Source organism: Arthrobacter sulfonylureivorans (assembly GCF_047607445.1).
In the GTDB taxonomy this organism is placed as follows: domain Bacteria; phylum Actinomycetota; class Actinomycetes; order Actinomycetales; family Micrococcaceae; genus Crystallibacter; species Crystallibacter sulfonylureivorans_A.
This window is the reverse complement of sequence record NZ_JBLKRT010000052.1, coordinates 1-16,024: the sequence shown is the minus strand read 5'-3', so window position 1 is coordinate 16,024 and position 16,024 is coordinate 1. Positions and strand designations below refer to the sequence as shown.

General features: G+C 67.3%; 16 protein-coding genes and 1 riboswitch. Of the genes, 10 read left to right on the top strand and 6 right to left on the bottom strand.

Annotated features, from left to right (window positions below; translation table 11 throughout):
- Window positions 1-208: 208 nt before the first annotated feature.
- Both ACMX2H_RS17780 and ACMX2H_RS17775 read right to left on the bottom strand, forming a co-directional pair.
- On the bottom strand, window positions 209-532 hold the full coding sequence (locus ACMX2H_RS17780; protein WP_414962450.1) for a hypothetical protein: 324 nt from the start codon (window positions 530-532) through the stop codon (window positions 209-211).
- 327 nt (window positions 533-859) lie between these two features.
- Entirely contained in the window at window positions 860-1,387 is a 528-nt protein-coding gene (locus tag ACMX2H_RS17775) for a hypothetical protein (protein ID WP_414962448.1), read from the bottom strand.
- Window positions 1,388-1,597: 210 nt separating this feature from the next.
- Between ACMX2H_RS17775 and ACMX2H_RS17770 the strand changes: the two genes are divergently transcribed.
- The 3 genes from ACMX2H_RS17770 (at window position 1,598) to ACMX2H_RS17760 (ending at window position 4,376) form a co-directional block, all read left to right on the top strand.
- Complete coding sequence (locus ACMX2H_RS17770; RefSeq protein WP_414962446.1) at window positions 1,598-2,782, top strand: TerC family protein; 1,185 nt, start codon at window positions 1,598-1,600, stop codon at window positions 2,780-2,782.
- Between the two features lie 58 nt (window positions 2,783-2,840).
- Window positions 2,841-3,068, top strand: coding sequence for a hypothetical protein (locus tag ACMX2H_RS17765; RefSeq protein ID WP_414962445.1), 228 nt, complete (start codon window positions 2,841-2,843; stop codon window positions 3,066-3,068).
- 150 nt (window positions 3,069-3,218) lie between these two features.
- Window positions 3,219-4,376 carry a baeRF2 domain-containing protein gene (locus tag ACMX2H_RS17760; protein WP_414962443.1) on the top strand — a complete coding sequence of 386 codons (1,158 nt, stop codon included), beginning with the start codon at window positions 3,219-3,221 and terminating at the stop codon, window positions 4,374-4,376.
- A 124-nt stretch (window positions 4,377-4,500) separates the two neighbouring features.
- Here the strand turns inward: ACMX2H_RS17760 and ACMX2H_RS17755 are convergent, their stop codons facing one another.
- Together ACMX2H_RS17755 and ACMX2H_RS17750 are read right to left on the bottom strand one after the other, a co-directional pair.
- Entirely contained in the window at window positions 4,501-4,866 is a 366-nt protein-coding gene (locus tag ACMX2H_RS17755; protein ID WP_414962441.1) for a DsrE family protein, read from the bottom strand.
- A 2-nt stretch (window positions 4,867-4,868) separates the two neighbouring features.
- Entirely contained in the window at window positions 4,869-5,126 is a 258-nt protein-coding gene (locus ACMX2H_RS17750; protein ID WP_136786363.1) for a metal-sensitive transcriptional regulator, read from the bottom strand.
- A gap of 123 nt (window positions 5,127-5,249) precedes the next feature.
- On the opposite strand from ACMX2H_RS17750, the gene ACMX2H_RS17745 reads away from it, so the two are divergent.
- From ACMX2H_RS17745 to ACMX2H_RS17735, 3 genes are all read left to right on the top strand, one after another.
- The gene (locus ACMX2H_RS17745) at window positions 5,250-5,867 is read left to right on the top strand and encodes a rhodanese-like domain-containing protein (protein ID WP_414962439.1); all 618 of its coding nucleotides are present in this window, start codon (window positions 5,250-5,252) and stop codon (window positions 5,865-5,867) included.
- Complete coding sequence (locus tag ACMX2H_RS17740; protein ID WP_414962437.1) at window positions 5,864-6,622, top strand: sulfite exporter TauE/SafE family protein; 759 nt, start codon at window positions 5,864-5,866, stop codon at window positions 6,620-6,622. The genes ACMX2H_RS17745 and ACMX2H_RS17740 overlap by 4 nt, the downstream gene beginning before the upstream one ends.
- A 150-nt stretch (window positions 6,623-6,772) precedes the next feature.
- Complete coding sequence (locus ACMX2H_RS17735; RefSeq protein ID WP_414962435.1) at window positions 6,773-8,173, top strand: MBL fold metallo-hydrolase; 1,401 nt, start codon at window positions 6,773-6,775, stop codon at window positions 8,171-8,173.
- A gap of 24 nt (window positions 8,174-8,197) precedes the next feature.
- On the opposite strand, the gene ACMX2H_RS17730 is transcribed toward ACMX2H_RS17735, so the two are convergent.
- On the bottom strand, window positions 8,198-10,087 hold the full coding sequence (locus ACMX2H_RS17730) for a glycogen debranching N-terminal domain-containing protein (RefSeq protein ID WP_414962434.1): 1,890 nt from the start codon (window positions 10,085-10,087) through the stop codon (window positions 8,198-8,200).
- Between the two features lie 68 nt (window positions 10,088-10,155).
- Complete coding sequence (locus tag ACMX2H_RS17725; RefSeq protein WP_414962432.1) at window positions 10,156-10,422, bottom strand: hypothetical protein; 267 nt, start codon at window positions 10,420-10,422, stop codon at window positions 10,156-10,158.
- Between the two features lie 162 nt (window positions 10,423-10,584).
- Here ACMX2H_RS17725 and ACMX2H_RS17720 point away from each other — a divergent pair, with 162 nt between their 5' ends.
- The 4 genes from ACMX2H_RS17720 to gcvP form a co-directional block, all read left to right on the top strand.
- On the top strand, window positions 10,585-11,217 hold the full coding sequence (locus ACMX2H_RS17720; protein WP_414962430.1) for an FCD domain-containing protein: 633 nt from the start codon (window positions 10,585-10,587) through the stop codon (window positions 11,215-11,217).
- 105 nt (window positions 11,218-11,322) lie between these two features.
- On the top strand, window positions 11,323-12,768 hold the full coding sequence (locus ACMX2H_RS17715; protein WP_414962428.1) for an MFS transporter: 1,446 nt from the start codon (window positions 11,323-11,325) through the stop codon (window positions 12,766-12,768).
- 70 nt (window positions 12,769-12,838) lie between these two features.
- A complete protein-coding gene (locus tag ACMX2H_RS17710; RefSeq protein WP_414962426.1) occupies window positions 12,839-13,351 on the top strand; it encodes a mycothiol transferase in 513 nt (170 codons plus the stop codon).
- Window positions 13,352-13,461: 110 nt separating this feature from the next.
- A riboswitch (glycine riboswitch) is annotated at window positions 13,462-13,563 on the top strand.
- Between the two features lie 168 nt (window positions 13,564-13,731).
- The coding region (gene gcvP, locus ACMX2H_RS17705; protein ID WP_414962424.1) for an aminomethyl-transferring glycine dehydrogenase at window positions 13,732-16,024 on the top strand (2,293 nt) is incomplete at its 3' end.

Genomic DNA, 16,024 nt, shown 5'->3' with positions numbered 1-16,024 from the left:
GATCCACCCAGCCCCCAAAGCAATTGGGCGGTGATAGCAGCGCGGCCGAATTGGAGGGCAGGAAGCCCGGGAGACCAGGTTAACGAGGTCGAAGAATCGTGGGGGCAAGCAGTTGCCTCCGAAGTAATCCCCGTGCCGCGGCCGAAGCGATCCTGAGGCACCTCGTCGCTGCGTGAGCTGCAGCGCGCGGACGGGGCCGTACCTAGGACTACTCGTGGTCCTGCCAGCCGCCGGTCTCGGTGTAGGTGGCGACCAAGGTGCCCGCTCCAGGTTGCATCGAGTCGTCGGGGTCGTCGAAGAGGCGTGCCTGGTCCGCCTTGCTGTGCGACAGGATGGATTCCGCAGCTTCCTTGGCTTCTGCCAGGGAGGCCCCAAACACCTCGGACCGGACGGGCAGGTTGTCGGTGCTGATGACGTCGGCGTCGGTTTCGCTGAGCGGCACCGTGTAGCCCCGTTGCTCTTCGCTGACCGGAAATTCGAACTTCCCCTCGTCCGGATCGGCCGGAACGACATACTCCAGGTAATAGGACACGTGGTGCTCCCTTCAGCGTTGGCCGGCTTCGAGATCTTCGCGCGGCTGACAGTTCGTCGAAAGCTATCACCCAGGACCGGCCTGTGTCCTTCGTGGTGTCCTTGGAAACGGCCGCGGCGGGGCAGATCATGACCGAGAGTGCGGAGGTCCAGATGCTTGAATTCCCTGGGGGTACGGGTCCTGTGTGCCCTGGTCGGGCGCGCAGTGATTATGTGGGGGTGTGCCGCCGTCAGCCGGTTGAATGCATGGTGATCCTTGGTCAGGCCGCTGGCATGGATGGCTGATCAGGCAGTGGGCATGGATGGTGTGCCTAACGCGAAGCGGTGGTCACGGATGCGGGGTTGCGATGATTTCGACGTCGGTGCTGCCGCCTTCTGTGACGACGAATGCTGCGCTGGTTCCGGTGAAGGCGGGCCCAACCCCTCCGGGGTCGGTGCAGTAGGCGGTGAGGTTAATTTCGCCGGCTGGCAGTTCCAGCACTGTGGTGCCGCTTTCGTTGGCATCAACGGCCAACGCCACGCCACTGCCGGACATGGAGCCCCCTGCCGAATACAGGCTGACGGTGGGCGTGCTGATGAGCTTACAGACGTGGGCGCCGTGTCCGGCCTGGCCGAAGACGGCGCCGGCGCCAACCACGATCCGGGCCCTGGCCTCGCCGGTGGGCCGCTGTTGTACGGAGCCCGTGGCTGGGGGACGGTCGCTTAGCTTGCCGGGCTGCGCTGGCGCCGACGGTTCGGCTGCAGGCACGGGCGCGGCTGTGGGCGGTGGCGCCGTTGCGTTTTCCGCGCCGGCGGAGCAGCCGGCCAAGGCCGCGGCCAGCACGGCAGCGGTCAGCAGAGGCAGGGCCCGTTCCATAAACAGATCCTGCCGAGCCCACCTTGGATTTCCCTTGCAGCATTAGGCGAGCACCGCCGTCGTCGTTAGACTGACAAATGCGTAAGGGAGTATCCCCCATGCGCTGCAGCCGTCAACACGTAGGGCACCGACGCCCGGCCGGCTGCAGCGACCGGCAATGCCGGAGGAGAGACTTGCGGGCCAACCGCTACCCGCTTACGAAAGGGAACCATGAGCGTTTCTCCCCTTATCTGGGGCATCACGATCGTCGTTATCCTCGCGCTGCTCGCCTTCGACTACTTCTTCCACATCCGCAAAGCCCATGTGCCGTCGTTGAAGGAAGCCGCCATTTGGTCCGCCCTGTATGTGGGCATTGCCATTGTGTTCGGCATTCTGGTGCTGGTCTTTGGCGGCTTGGACATGGGCTCCGAGTATTTCGCCGGCTACATCACCGAGAAGGCGCTCTCGGTAGACAACCTGTTCGTTTTCCTGATCATCATCGCCAGCTTCAAGGTTCCCCGCGAAGACCAGCAGAAGGTACTGCTGTTCGGCATCGTCTTCTCGCTGATTGCGCGCACCGGGTTCATCTTCCTGGGTGCGGCGTTGATCAACTCCTTCGCCTGGGTGTTCTACGCGTTCGGCCTGATCCTCATCATCACGGCCGGCAACCTGCTCAAGCCTTCCCACGGCGGCGACGAGGCGGACAACTTCATCATCCGGCTGGCCAAGCGCTTCTTCCACACCACCGATTACTACGACGGCGACAAGCTGTTCACCATCCAGAACGGCAAGCGGGCGATGACTCCGATGCTGCTGGTCATGGTGGCCATCGGCGGCACGGACATTCTGTTTGCGCTGGACTCCATCCCCGCGATCTTCGGGCTGACGCAGAACGTCTACATCGTCTTCACCGCCACCGCGTTCTCGCTCATGGGCCTGCGCCAGCTGTACTTCCTGATCGACGGCCTGCTGGACCGGTTGATCTACCTGTCCTACGGCCTGGCGGCGATCCTGGCCTTCATCGGCGTGAAGCTGATCCTGCACGCCCTGCATGAGAACAACCTGCCCTTCATCAACGACGGCAACCCGGTGCCGGTCATCGAGATCAGCACCGGAGTCTCGCTGACCGTGATCATCGGTGTGCTGGTGGTGACCGTCATAGCCTCGCTGCTGAGCAAGGCCGGCAAGGCGCAGACTGCCATCAACAATGCGCGCCGCCACGCGGTCAACTACATGGACCTCTCCTACACCGCGGACGCGGCAGAACGCGAACGGATCTACGCGCTGCTGGTGGAGGAAGAGCGCCAGATCGAGCAGATGGAACCGAAGTACCGCAACAAGGCCAAGGACGTGGACAAGATCCGCGAACAGGTGGCCGAAGCACACCGGCAGCACGCCGAGTATCAAAGGGGCTAAGCCGGGCGGGTTCGGAGGGGCCTAGTCTGGTCCCTCCGAACCGGCCTACGGTGGAACCATGGCTGATGAACGCAGGACCGGCGGGCAGCCCGGCAACCCGCTGATGATGGGCCTGATCTTCGGGATCCTGCTGGGCGTGGTGATTTCCTCGGTGACCGGCCAATGGTGGTGGATCGCCGTCGGCGTGGCTCTGGGAGCCGCGGTCAGCGGGGGTCGGGCGGCGGCGTTGAGGAGGGGCCGCGGACCAGGCCCGGACAGCAAGAATCCGCATCCCGGCCGCGGTTAAACGAAGGCCGAACCAGGCCGGGTGAACTGATTCGCCGGGCCGCTTCGGATAAGTTCTGCGGGCCCTTCAAGGGCCAAACTTCCGGTGCTACCGTGAGGGCTACTGATCAAGAAAACCCCGCATTTCCTATCGCCCGGGAAGGTGATCACGATGGCCGAGCAGGTCAATACGACCCACGCAGCAAACAAGAAGTACGCCGAGCTGTACAAGAAGCCCGGACCGTGGATTACGGTCTACGTTGATGCCAGCACGGGGACCGTGGATACGCTCCGCGCCGGAGACGTGCTGCCGGACAGGCTGCGTGAATCGCTCGAGAAGCAAGGCGCCGCGAAAGCGGACATTCAGGCTGTGATCGACGCAGTTTCCCCGGCCACCGGCATGCCGTCGCCGGTCAGCCGCTACGTGCTGGTCCGCGACGGCGAAGCAGAGGTCAACGAAGTGCTTCCGGGTGCGATGTCCGGGCCTGAAGTCGTCGAATCGGGCCCGATTCCGGACCTTGTGCCGCTGCTCAAGGCACGCGGTGAGGACTTCCCGTACGTTGTGGCAGAGGTCGGCCGGGACGGCGGTGAAGTCCATCTGCAGTACGCGCGCCGAAACGGCGTGGCGGAAACGACGACGGTGGAAGGCGACCGGGAGAACCTCACCAAGATCCCCGGCGGCGGCTGGTCGCAGGGCCGCTACCAGCACCGCACCGAGGAAATTTGGCGCAAGAACGCCGATGAAATCGCGGCCGAGATTGATCGCGTGGTGCAGGCCAGCAAGGCGCGCCTATTAATCATCGCGGGCGATATCCGGGCCCGTGAACTGGTAGTCGAGCAACTCTCCGAGGCCAGCCGGGCGATCGAATCCACCTTTGAGTCGCACACCCGCACCGGAGGCGCCGACAAGGACGCGTTGCGGACCGAAATCGCTGCCCGGGTGGCCCATGTCTGGACCGAACAGCGCAAAGCCATCCTGAACCGGCTGGCCAACCAGACCGGGCAGGCCCACCCGGAGTGGACCGTGGGTCTGGGCGAGTGCATCCGGGCGCTGCAGCAGGCGCAGGTCGGCACATTGATCATGAACGACAACGCCCTTGCCGACCACCACGTCAATGCGCTGAACACGGAACCCTGGATCGCCACGGCCGGCGAGCAACCGGTCAACGGTGAGCTGCTGGCCAAGATCCCCGCGCCGGCGGCGCTGGTGCGGGCCGCTGCGCTGACCGATGCCCGGGTGGCCATGGTCCCTGAAGGTGCGCTGCCGGGAGGCAAGAGCATTGCGGCGCTGCTGCGCTGGCCCACCGGCCCGGACGTGCCGCGCGGCTAGCGGGGTCGAAGAGAGCGCGACGGCGCCACCCCGCTAGCGCCTCGGCGCTGGCGGAGCGGCGCCCCGCGACGGCGCAACGCAGGTGTGCGTGCGGCAGAGGCACCAAAGGACCACCGAAGGGGTGTTAGAGCCTAACGTAGGCCCAGCCGCCCCACTGGCGCTGGGCCAGATGGGCGATGGCAGCAGGCACCGTGTCAACGGCGGGCGCAAGGTCTTCTGCTGCGAGGCCTGCCGAGCGCAGGCTGTTGCCGCAGGCGAGGATGCGCACGTCCAGCTGTGCGGTGCTGCTGATGGATTCGGCGCTCGGTGAGTTTGAGGCCAAGAGCGTGACGCCGGGCCCCTGGATGACTACTTCGATGCCAACCCCCGGGCCAAGTTCGGCACGGGCGTTGGCGGCGCTGCGCAGGATTCCGGCGAGGGCGTCCCGCTCCAGTTGACCGGCGGAGTGAATGAGCAGGCCTCGGCCGTCCCCACGCTTATTGGGCTCCATGGTCAGGCGAGGGAGAGGAAAAGCTTTTCCAGGTCCTTGGTATTCATGCTGGCATCCTGCTGGGTGATGCACTGCTCCAGGCCGGTGGCGATGATGGCAAACCCTGCTTTATCCAGGGCCTTGGACACGGCAGCGAGCTGCGTGACGACGTCCTTGCAGTCCCTGCCCTCCTCCAGCATCCGGGTGACGGCGGCGAGTTGGCCCTGCGCACGCTTGAGGCGGTTAATCACGGGGCCGAGTTCGGTCGGGTTCAGTTCCAAAGGGTCTCTCCATGCCTGGGATTCTTGGCTCCAACTATATACCCCCACAGGTGTTTTGACTACCCCCGGGGGTATACGTAATACTCGGTGGGGTATTCGACAGCCCCTACCGAGAGGCCACCCATGACTTCCCCCTCCACGGCTGGCGCCGTTACCGCGCTGGCTCCTGAAACCCTGCGCGCCTGGCTTGCTGACCATCAGGACCTTGTGGTGATTGATGTACGTTCCGCCGCTGAGTTTGAGTCCATGCACATCCGCGGCTCGTACAACATCCCGCTGCCGCTGCTCTCAGAACACACGGATGAGCTGGCGGCCCGGTTGGGATCCCGCGTTGTCCTGGTCTGCCAGTCCGGCGTGCGTGCCGAGCAGGCCCGCCAGCGCATGGCCGGCGCCGGAATTGATACCGCCCACGTCCTCACCGGCGGGGTGCCCGGGTTTGCTGCCGCCGGCGGCGAGGTCATCAGGGGCAGAGGCCGCTGGGACCTGGAGCGCCAGGTCCGCCTGGCCGCGGGTTCCTTGGTGATGCTGGGCCTGGCCGGGGGCAGGTTCCTCTCGCCCAAAGTGCGCATGCTGGCCGGCGCCATCGGTACGGGCCTGACCTTCTCCGCTGCGACCAACACCTGCGCCATGGGCAAGGCCCTCTCGGCCATGCCGTGGAACAAGGCCGCCAAGGAGCCCACCCGCGAGAGTGCCATCCTGCGGCTCCCCGCCATGGCGCCAGAAGAGAACGCCGCGGCATGATGACCGCGCTGGGCCTGGGGCTCGTCGTCGGGCTTGTCCTGGGCGCGGTGGGCGCCGGTGGGTCGATCATTGCCGTCCCGGCTCTGGTCTACGGGGTGGGCGTGGGTCCGGCCCAAGCCGTTCCCACCTCCCTGCTGGTGGTGGGAGCGTCCTCGCTGGCCGCCCTGCTGCCCCGGGTCCGGGAAGGCCTGAACTGGCCCGTGATTGCCGTGGTCGGAGCCGCCGGCATCCCGGCCGCCTGGGCGGGCGCCGCCGTCGGTAGACTGCTGGACCCCAACATCCTGATGCTGGCATTCGCCGTCATCATGGTGCTCGCAGGAATCCGGATGCTCGCCGCACCGCGTGAAAGCGAAGGATCCTGCAGCACCGGGGCAGGGCGAAACTTCCGGTCCTGCGCGCCCAAAGCGGTGGGAGTCGGGCTGATCGTCGGCTTCCTCACCGGCCTGCTCGGAGTGGGCGGCGGCTTCCTGATTGTCCCGGCGCTGACAATCCTTCTCGGGTTGCGCATGAAACAGGCGGTTGGAACCTCCCTGGCCATCATCGTCATCAATTCCGCTGCCGGGTTCAGTGCCCACGCTGCGGGGTTCAACATCGACTGGCCCACCACCCTTGCGTTCGCGGTCCCGGCAATCCTGGGATCCGTCCTCGCCGCCCGGCTGGCGCGCCGCCTGAAGAGCAAGCACATCCGGATCTCATTTGCGGTGCTGATCTTCGCAGTCGCGGCGTGGGTTACCGCCGGCACAGTCACCGCCTGACCCGACCCCAAATCTGTTCTGCTGACGCCCCCCGGTGGCGGGTGTTCCGAACGGAAAATCTCTTGCCACATACCCATGGGGGTATCTAAAATTGTGGCCAGAGCCCAAGAAAAACTTCCTCCCCCACCTTTTCCTGAAGGAGAGCACCAGATGCTTATCGAGCGCATTTACGACGAAGACCTGGCCCAGGCCAGCTACCTGATCGGCTGTCAGGCCAAGCGTGAAGCCGTTGTGGTGGACGGCCGCCGCGACATCGCCGTGTACCAGGACCTGGCCGCCAAGAATGGCATGAAGATCGTGGCCGTGACCGAGACCCACATGCACGCCGACTACCTGTCCGGCACCCGCGAACTCGCCGCGGCCACCGGGGCGAAGATCTACGTCTCCGGTGAGGGCGGCCCGGACTGGCAGTACGGGTTCGACGGCGAGCGGCTCTACGACGGGGACACGATCACGCTGGGCAATATCAGCATCAAGGCAGTTCACACGCCGGGCCACACTCCGGAACACCTGTCCTTCCTGGTGACCGATGGCGCGTTCAGCGACCAGCCCGGGTACCTGCTCTCCGGTGACTTTGTCTTCTCCGGCGACCTCGGTCGTCCCGACCTGCTGGATGAAGCTGCCGGCGGCATCGACACCCGCTTCGAGGGGGCCAGGCAGCTCTTCGCCAGTCTGCGGGACAAGTTCCTGACCCTGCCGGACTACGTCCAAGTCCACCCGGCCCACGGCGCCGGCAGCGCCTGCGGCAAGGCGTTGGGCGCCATTCCGTCCTCCACGGTGGGCTACGAACGCCTCTTTGCCTGGTGGGGGCGCTACCTGGCCGCCGACGACGAGCAGGGCTTCATCGACGAGCTCCTGGAAGGCCAACCCGACGCGCACGCCTACTTCGGCCGGATGAAGCGGGAGAACCGCCAGGGCCCGGCCGTCATGGGGGAGCGCGGCCCGCTGCCCGAACTGGCCACCGACGTCGTTGCCGCCGGTCTGGCGGCGGATTCCCTGACCTTCATCGACACCCGCTCCAACGGCGAGGTCCACCAGGGCACCGTGGTCCGGTCCCTGAATGTCCCGGCAGGCAAGTCGGTGGCCAGTTACGGCGCTTGGGTGGTGAACCCGGAGACGGACAAGAACCCGCTGGTCTTGCTGGCGCAGGACCAGGAGCAAGCCCAAGACATCTGGGACCACCTGGTCCGGGTCGGCATCGACAACGTCGCCGGCTACCTGACCAGCATCGATGGGCTCCCCGCCTTCGCCCCGCAACTCATCCAGCCCGAGGAACTCGACGGTTTCGACGCCGCCATGGTCCTGGACGTCCGCAACAAGACCGAGCACCTCGCCGGGCACATCCCCGGCTCCTACCAGCTCAGCGGCGGCCGCCTGATGTGGCACTTGGACGAGCTTCCGGCCGAAGGGACCATCGTGACCTACTGCCAAAGCGGGGTGCGGAACTCGGTGGCAGCCAGCGCACTGCGCAGGGCGGGGTACGACGTCGTCGAACTTGACGGCAGCTACGCCGCCTGGACTGCCTGGCAGGATCGCGTCCCTGCGGCCTAACCAGGGAGGGGTACCTGGGGGGAGTTACAGCGCGCTGGCCCGGAAGCCGCCCAGCGCCAGTGCCACCGGCACCGCGGCCGCGGCCGCACCGGCGTGCGGCCGGCAGGCCGACGGGTAGGGCAGCGGCGGACGGACTTCCAGCGCGGCCTGGCCGCTGAAAAGTTCCGGCAAGCGGTAGTCGAAACCCTCGGCGGCATCGAGCAGTCCCGCAGCCAGCTGCGCGGCTTCCTCCTGGAAGCCGGTGCGCAGCAGCCCCATCACGGTCCAGGCCGTGTCCTGGGTCCAGACTGCTCCGGCTCGACGGCGGGTGGGCCAGTACCCCGGATTCGCCGCAGACAGCGAGCGGATGCCGTAACCGGTGAACAATGCGCGGTCCAGCAGCCGGGCGGCCACCGTGCGGGTTTCCTCGGCGTCCAGCAGTCCGGTGCCCAGCAGATTCCCCATGCCGGAGCCCACGCCGTCCACCTGCCGGTCCCGGTCGTCGAGTGCCATGGCCGGATAGGGACCGGCCTCGTCCGAGCACCAGAACCGGTTGCGGAAGTTGCCCGCCAGCCGCGACGCGAAGGCCCGCCACTCGTCGCCGGCGTTGGCTTCGCCGAAGTAGTCCAGCAGCACCCCTGCCGCGCGGGCGGCCTCATAGGCAAAGGCCTGCAGGTCGGCCGGGGCAACGGTTCCACCGGCCGTCCTGCCATCCAGATAGCGGTAGGCTCCACGGGTATCTCCGGCACCCTGATGCCCGGGCCCTTGGAGCGGCGACACCGGCATCATCACGAAGCCGTCGCCACCGGGGCCGGAGTGCTGGCGCAGCCAATCCAGCGCTGCGTCCAACTGCGGCAGCAGGTTGCGGACGGCGTCCTCGGGCATGCCGGAGTGCCAAGCGTCGTGCAGCAGCACAATCCAGAGCAGCGTGGCCTCCGGTGATCCGTAGAGAACCGGGGGCAGTTCCCGGACCACGGCGTCCATGGCCATCGACAGCCGGCGCTGCCGCACTTCCTGGACCATGAGGCCGGGCTGTTCGCCTGTATCGTCCCGGTCCACTGTGCCCTGCCAGCGCGCCACCGCACGCAGCGTTCCCTCCGCGACGCTGGAATCGATGGGCAGCATCAGCCGGGCCGCCACCAGCGACTCCCGCCCATACAACGTCAGGAACCACGGGGCACCAGCTGCCAAGAAAACATCGGCCGGGGCATCCCGGCCGGCCATGCGCAGGCTATTGAGGTCGCTCAATGAACGGCTCATCAGCCGCTGCAGCCCGGTGTCTCCGGCGACCGAGGGCGTGCGCAGCACCGGGGCGGCCGCAGCTGCCAGGGGAGCCCCGGCGTCGTCGTAATCAATGCTCCATGAGAGGACGACGACGGTGCCCGGCTTGAGCAGCGCGGTCCATTCCAGCCGGACCAAGCTCCCGTCAAAGTCGGGCTCGGCGCCCTCGGCCGTCAGCACGGCGCGGGTACCGTCACGCCAGCTCCAGCGGGCCTCGCCGGGGGCCACCGAGCCGGCGTCGCCGGCCGCCCCCGCGCGTACCTGCTCCAGCGGGATGGCGTCGGCTACCAGATCCACCCGGACGTGGAGCTCCAGCTCATCCTGCAGCGCGGAGGTGAACGTCATTGCTTCGCCCAGCCGGCCGCCTTCCACCGCCCGGGAGCGGTTCAGGGTCACCAGCGGGTCTGTGCCCTCCGCTGCGGTCCGCAGGAAGGAAAGGAAGTCAGCTCTGCCGGCAGACCGCGATTGGGTTGAGATCCATTCCGGCTCCTGGCCGTTCACCGTCAACAGGCAGCGGGCCAGGACGCGGTCGTCGCCGAAGTACACCCCCTGCGCCCCGTGCCCTCGGATCTGTCCGTGGCGTTCGCTCCACGCTTGGAGCGGAGCCGCGAAGACTCCGGTCAGGTCATGCACATACGGCTGGCGGTAGACCATGGACTCATCTTGGCAGTATCGGCTGCCTCAGAACAGTGCTGTTCCCGTTGCGCCTTGGCCGCAACACTTCAGCCGCCGGCGCCGCCGGCCATCATGTCCTGCCCGCCCGGCGACCAGGAGAGATGGATTTCCACGCCGCTTTCCGTCTCCTCAATGACCATGCGCAGAGGCTCGCCGTACAGCTCCTCATGCGCCGCGGTGTCGCTTTCGCTCTGCTCCACCAAGTCACTCAGCGCGGCAGCCATGGCCCGACCCCAGTCGTGCGGGTTCTTGCTGTTGGCAGCGGCCGAGGCCGAATAAGTGGCGTTCATCCGGGCGCCGTACATGGCGTTCATCCGGGAACCTCCTGACACGTTTAGAACCTGCCGCACGACGCTGTGCCGCAGGTTCCCTCAGATTAGCCAGCGGTCTGACCCTGATCCACCTTTTCCCGTACATTACTCATATGTGACGCCAGTCATAAACACAGGCGGCGGGAGATCTTTATGGTGGGCAGCATGACCGATCAGGCGGAAGTGGACAAGGCCGTCCAGCGGGTGCGGGACGAGATTTTGGCCGGCGGGCTGGCTCCTGGCACCACGGTGACCGTGTCCGGCCTCGCCCGGCGTTTCGGCGCCGAAGACGCCCAGATGCACCACGCCGTTGTGGCCCTTACCGAAGAAGGCCTGATCGAGGCGGCCGGGCATGAACACCGCATCGCCAACCTCGGGCGGCAGCAGGCAGTCCAACTCCTGGATGTGATGGGCGTCGTGCTGGTTGCGCTGTTCGAACGGGCCGCCCCGCGGTTGTCGCCCGACGAGATCGACAAAATGGCCTCGCTGGCGGACGACCTGCGCACCGCCCTGCAGCACGAAGACATGCTGGCGTCGCACCGCGCCATTGGCGACCTGGTGGGCATCATCCTTCAGGCCGGCGACCATCAGGAACTGCGGGACGTGAACACCCATGTGCTTGACCGTTCGCTGGCCCGGCTGCACCTGTTCCAACATGCCATCGCCTATCCCATCTGGACCGACGGCTGGGACGAGACCGTCCAGTACTTGCAGCGCGGTCAGCCCGAAGCTGCCGTGGAAAGGCTGCGCCGGACCTTTTGGATTCTCGCCGAAGAACTGGCGCCGGAGAGTTCGTAACAGGCCTGCGGGTCTGCCGGGAGGCAGCGCCGCGAAGGGATATGGTGAAATCCGGCCGAAATGATGCGGCCGTCCCGCCCGGCCGTTCGACCCCATGGACCACGCTTGACCTCGCCCGCACAGCAGACTGCCGATACCCGACCGCGTTCCGAGGACCGCTCCCGCTCCGACCACAGCCCGGCACTGAAGAAGTCCCGCCCGTTTGCGGGCCGCTTGACCGTGCTCGCCGGCATTCTGTTGCTCGCGCTGAGCCTGCGTCTGGCCGTCTCCGGCGTCTCGCCGGTGCTGGCGGACATGGCTGCCGAGCTGCCGTTCGGGACCATTTCCACGGGCGTGTTGGGCATGCTTCCCACCGCGGCCTTCGCCGCCGCCGGGTTCGCCGTGCCCGTGCTGCTACGGCGGCTCGGGCTGGAAGTTCTGTTGCTGGTGGCAATCCTGATGGCCGCGGTGGGCCAACTCGGCCGCGCGCTGGCCTCCGATGTGCCGACATTCCTGGTCCTGTCCGGCCTGACCATGGCCGGTTACGGCATGGGCAACATCCTGTTGCCGCCGCTGGTGAAGCGCTATTTCCCGGACCGGATCGGCCTCATCACCGCGCTCTACGTGACGTTGCTGGCGGTCAGCACCGCGTTCAGCCCACTGCTGGCCGTGCCGCTCGAGCAGGCCGCCGGCTGGCGGTTCTCGATCGGAGTCTGGGCTGCGGTGAGCGTCGCGGCCCTGGTGCCCTGGCTCGTGACGGCCTGGGCCGAACATTCCCGGCGCAAAATCTCCCGGCTGGTGCTGCAGCCCTACCTCCCTGGCGGGCTGGAACCCGTTCAGCCGATTCCGGCGAATAGCACCCCGTCGCCGATCGGCCCTGGTGGTCCGGGCGGCCCTGGCGGTCTTGGCGTTCCCGCACCGGGCGCGCCAGCCACCGCCACGGCACGAGCCGTCACCGCCATGCCAACAGCCGCCAGCACGACGGCGGTGCGCGTCTGGCGCTCGCCGCTCGCCTGGGGCCTGGCCCTGGTCTTCGCCGGGACCTCATCGAATACCTTTGCCATGTTCACCTGGCTGCCGCCGCTGCTGGTGGACAGCGGAATGCTGCCGCCCAAGGCTGGCACCATGCTGGCCTACTACGCCATCCTGGCCCTGCCGACCAGCCTGCTGGTGCCGCTGGTCGCGGCGCGGCTGCGCAATCCGCTGGGCCTGGGTCTGCTCTTCATCGGTTTCTACGCAGCCGGCTACACCGGCCTGCTGCTCTCGCCGTCCTTCGGCACCTGGCTATGGATCACGCTGGCCGGCCTGGGCCAAGGCACGTTCGCCCTGGCGCTGCTGCTGGTCAACCTCCGGACCCGCACCACGGCCGGCGCCGGAGCGCTGTCCGGGTTCGCGCAGGGAATTGGCTACACCGTAGCCTGCGCCGGCCCGCTGGCCTTCGGTCTGCTGCACGACGTGAGCGGCGGCTGGGGAGCGTCCTTCGGTCTGCTGGGCGCCGCGCTGCTCCTCCTGGCGGTGGGCCTGATCATCGTGGGACGGCCCCGGTACCTGGAGGATTTGCCCCGGGGCTGAAGCGGCTGCCCGTTCCCCGGCCAGCCGGGCGCCGGTAGGCTGACGCGAAAGTCAGCCACGAGGAGGCGCCATGAAGTTCAATGACCTGCTGGCCGATGCCTACGGGCGGATCCAGGAACGGGTCCACCATGTGCTCGAAGGCCTGGACGCGGACCAGTTGGCTGCGCGGCCGGGCGGCGACAGCAACTCGATCGCCTGGCTGGTCTGGCACCTGACCCGGATCCAGGATGACCACATTGCCGATGTCGCCGGCACCCGGCAATACTGGCTGGCCGGCTGGTCGGAGCGCTTCGACCTGCCGCTGGCCGAGAAGGACCATGGCTTCGGCCACACGCCCGAACAGGTGGCGGCCGTCCGGGTGGAATCCGCAGACCTGCTGCGGGACTACTACGACGACGTGCATGCCGGCACGCTGACCTACCTGGCCGGGCTCACCGAGGACGATCTGGACCGGATCGTCGACACGCGGTGGGACCCGCACGTAAAGCTCGGCGTCCGGCTGGTGAGCGTCATGGACGACTGTATGGAACACATCGGCCAGGCCGCCTACGTCAAGGGCATGCTCGCCCGCGGGAACGTCTAGCGGCCGTGCTGGCGCTCATGCTGGTGACGGTTCCGACGCCGTCATCACCTTGTTGCCCGGCAGTGGCTGGACTACCATTCAAGGAGTTAGAAACAACTGCATATAGCCTTCGACATGCGGCGGGAGAGTCCTGCTGAGCACTTAGGTCAGCAGGCGCCGTAGGAGCAATACCTCCCCAGGAATCTCTCAGGCCCCTGTACCGCCGCGGAGAGGCAACTCTGGAAAGCAGTCGGACCCGCAGCGGTCCGGCTCACCGACGGTGCAAGCAGGAACAGGCCCCCGAGCCGCCTGCGGAATCTCTCAGGTTCAGCCACAGAGCGGGGAGGAACCCTTCACTACCGGCATGGCCACCCCATGCCGGAGATCAACTGGAGTTCCTCATGACGGCTAAAGCCAACCTCGCCACCCGGCCCGGCAGCACTTCCTTCGCAGACCGCCATATTGGTCCGCGCCGGAACGACGCGGAAGCCATGCTCAAGCAGTTGGGCTACGGAAGCATCGATGAACTGGTGGACGCTGCGGTACCCGCAGACATCCGCCAGCAGGAACCGCTTGCCCTGCCCGCGGCGCGCAGCGAGGCCCAGGTGCTGGGCGACCTGCGTGCACTGGCCGCCAAGAACGTGACGGCCGTGCAGATGATCGGCCAAGGCTACTACGACACCATCACCCCGGCCGTGATCCGCCGCAACGTGGTGGAGGACCCGGCCTGGTACACCGCCTACACCCCGTACCAGCCGGAAATCTCCCAGGGCCGGCTCGAAGCGTTGCTGAACTTCCAGACCATGGTGCAGGACCTCACCGCGCTGCCGATCGCCAACGCCTCGCTGCTCGACGAAGCCACCGCAGTGGCCGAGGCCGTGCTCTTGATGCGCCGCTCCAACAAGTCCAAGGCCGCCGGCAAGACCGTGCTGGACGCGGACCTGCTGCCGCAGACCATCGCCGTCGTCAAGGGCCGGGCCAAGGCGCTGGACTTCGAGGTTGAAGTGGCCGACCTCTCCGCCGGACTGCCCGACGGCGACATTTCCGGCATCGTGCTGCAGCAGCCGGGAGCCTCCGGCCGCGTCTTCGACCACGCCCCGCTGATCGCGCAGGCCAAGGAACGCGGTGCCATGGTCACCGTCGCCGCCGACCTGCTGGCGCTGACCCTGATCACCCCTCCGGGCGAACAGGGCGCGGACATCGCCGTCGGCAATACCCAGCGTTTCGGCGTTCCGCTGTTCTTCGGCGGCCCGCACGCCGCCTACATGGCCGTGCGCAAGGGGCTGGAGCGCTCGCTGCCCGGCCGCCTGGTGGGCGTGTCCAAGGACGACGCCGGCCGCCCCGCCTACCGCCTGGCCCTGCAGACCCGCGAGCAGCACATCCGCCGCGAGAAGGCCACCTCCAACATCTGCACCGCGCAGGCGCTGCTTGCCGTCGTGGCCAGCATGTACGCGGTCTACCACGGCCCCGAGGGACTGAAGGCGATCGCGCAGCAGACCAACGAGGCCGCCCGCACCCTGGCCGGTGTGCTCACCGGCGCCGGCTTCAGCCTGGTCGCCGACCAATTCTTCGACACGCTGACCGTGAAGGCACCCGGCAAGGCCGAGGAAATCGCCGCCGCCGCCGAGGCCAAGGGCGTGAACCTGCGCCGCATCGACGCCGACCATGTAGGCATTTCCACCGATGAAACGACGACGGCGGAGCACCTCGCCCTGGTCGCGGAGGCCTTCGGCGTGGAGGACGCTGCCGGCAAGACCACCGAGACGGCTGCCGGCTTCGAACTGCCGCAGGACCTGCTGCGCAGCTCCTCCTACCTGGACCACCCGGTGTTCCACAGCTACCGCTCGGAAACCCGGATGCTGCGCTACCTGCGCCGGCTGTCCGACCGAGACCTGGCGCTGGACCGGACCATGATCCCGCTGGGCTCCTGCACCATGAAGCTGAACGCCACGGCGGAGATGGAAGCGATGACCTGGCCGGAATTCGCCTCCATCCACCCGTTCGCTCCCGCCAGCCAGACTGCCGGCTGGCGCGAACTGATCGCCGACCTGGAGGAACGCCTCGCAGCGATCACCGGCTACGCGGGCGTCTCCATCCAGCCCAACGCCGGCTCGCAGGGCGAATACGCCGGCCTGCTCGCCATCCGCCGCTACCACCTGGCCAATGGCGACGACCAGCGCGATGTCTGCCTGATCCCCGCCTCCGCCCACGGCACCAACGCGGCCTCTGCCGTGCTGGCCGGGATGAAGGTAGTGGTGGTTGCCACCGCACCGGACGGCACCATCGACCACGCCGACCTGCGCGCCAAGATCGACCAGCACGCCGACGCGCTCTCCGCCATCATGATCACCTACCCGTCCACGCACGGGGTGTACGACGCCGACGTGCGCGACGTCTGCGACGCGGTGCACGCGGCCGGCGGCCAGGTCTACATTGACGGCGCCAACCTCAACGCGCTGGTCGGACTGGCCCAGCCGGGCAAGTTCGGCGGCGACGTCTCGCACCTGAACCTGCACAAGACGTTCTGCATCCCGCACGGCGGCGGCGGCCCCGGCGTCGGACCGGTAGCCGTGGCCGAGCACCTGGTGCCGTTCCTGCCCGGCAACGCCGCGCTGGCCGAGCACGAGGGCAAGGGCGTGCCGGTCTCCGCGACCGAGTACGGTTCGGCCGGCGTGCTGCCGATCTCCTGGGCCT

Excerpts from the sequence above, each read along its gene's own strand:
- ACMX2H_RS17775 (WP_414962448.1), bottom strand. The coding sequence starts at position 1,387 with ATGGAACGGGCCCTGCCTCTGCTGACCGCTGCCGTGCTGGCCGCGGCC.
- ACMX2H_RS17770 (WP_414962446.1), top strand. The coding sequence starts at position 1,598 with ATGAGCGTTTCTCCCCTTATCTGGGGCATCACGATCGTCGTTATCCTC.
- ACMX2H_RS17765 (WP_414962445.1), top strand. The coding sequence starts at position 2,841 with ATGGCTGATGAACGCAGGACCGGCGGGCAGCCCGGCAACCCGCTGATG.
- ACMX2H_RS17760 (WP_414962443.1), top strand. The coding sequence starts at position 3,219 with ATGGCCGAGCAGGTCAATACGACCCACGCAGCAAACAAGAAGTACGCC.
- ACMX2H_RS17755 (WP_414962441.1), bottom strand. The coding sequence starts at position 4,866 with ATGGAGCCCAATAAGCGTGGGGACGGCCGAGGCCTGCTCATTCACTCC.
- ACMX2H_RS17745 (WP_414962439.1), top strand. The coding sequence starts at position 5,250 with ATGACTTCCCCCTCCACGGCTGGCGCCGTTACCGCGCTGGCTCCTGAA.
- ACMX2H_RS17740 (WP_414962437.1), top strand. The coding sequence starts at position 5,864 with ATGATGACCGCGCTGGGCCTGGGGCTCGTCGTCGGGCTTGTCCTGGGC.
- ACMX2H_RS17735 (WP_414962435.1), top strand. The coding sequence starts at position 6,773 with ATGCTTATCGAGCGCATTTACGACGAAGACCTGGCCCAGGCCAGCTAC.
- ACMX2H_RS17730 (WP_414962434.1), bottom strand. The coding sequence starts at position 10,087 with ATGGTCTACCGCCAGCCGTATGTGCATGACCTGACCGGAGTCTTCGCG.
- ACMX2H_RS17725 (WP_414962432.1), bottom strand. The coding sequence starts at position 10,422 with ATGAACGCCATGTACGGCGCCCGGATGAACGCCACTTATTCGGCCTCG.
- ACMX2H_RS17720 (WP_414962430.1), top strand. The coding sequence starts at position 10,585 with ATGACCGATCAGGCGGAAGTGGACAAGGCCGTCCAGCGGGTGCGGGAC.
- ACMX2H_RS17710 (WP_414962426.1), top strand. The coding sequence starts at position 12,839 with ATGAAGTTCAATGACCTGCTGGCCGATGCCTACGGGCGGATCCAGGAA.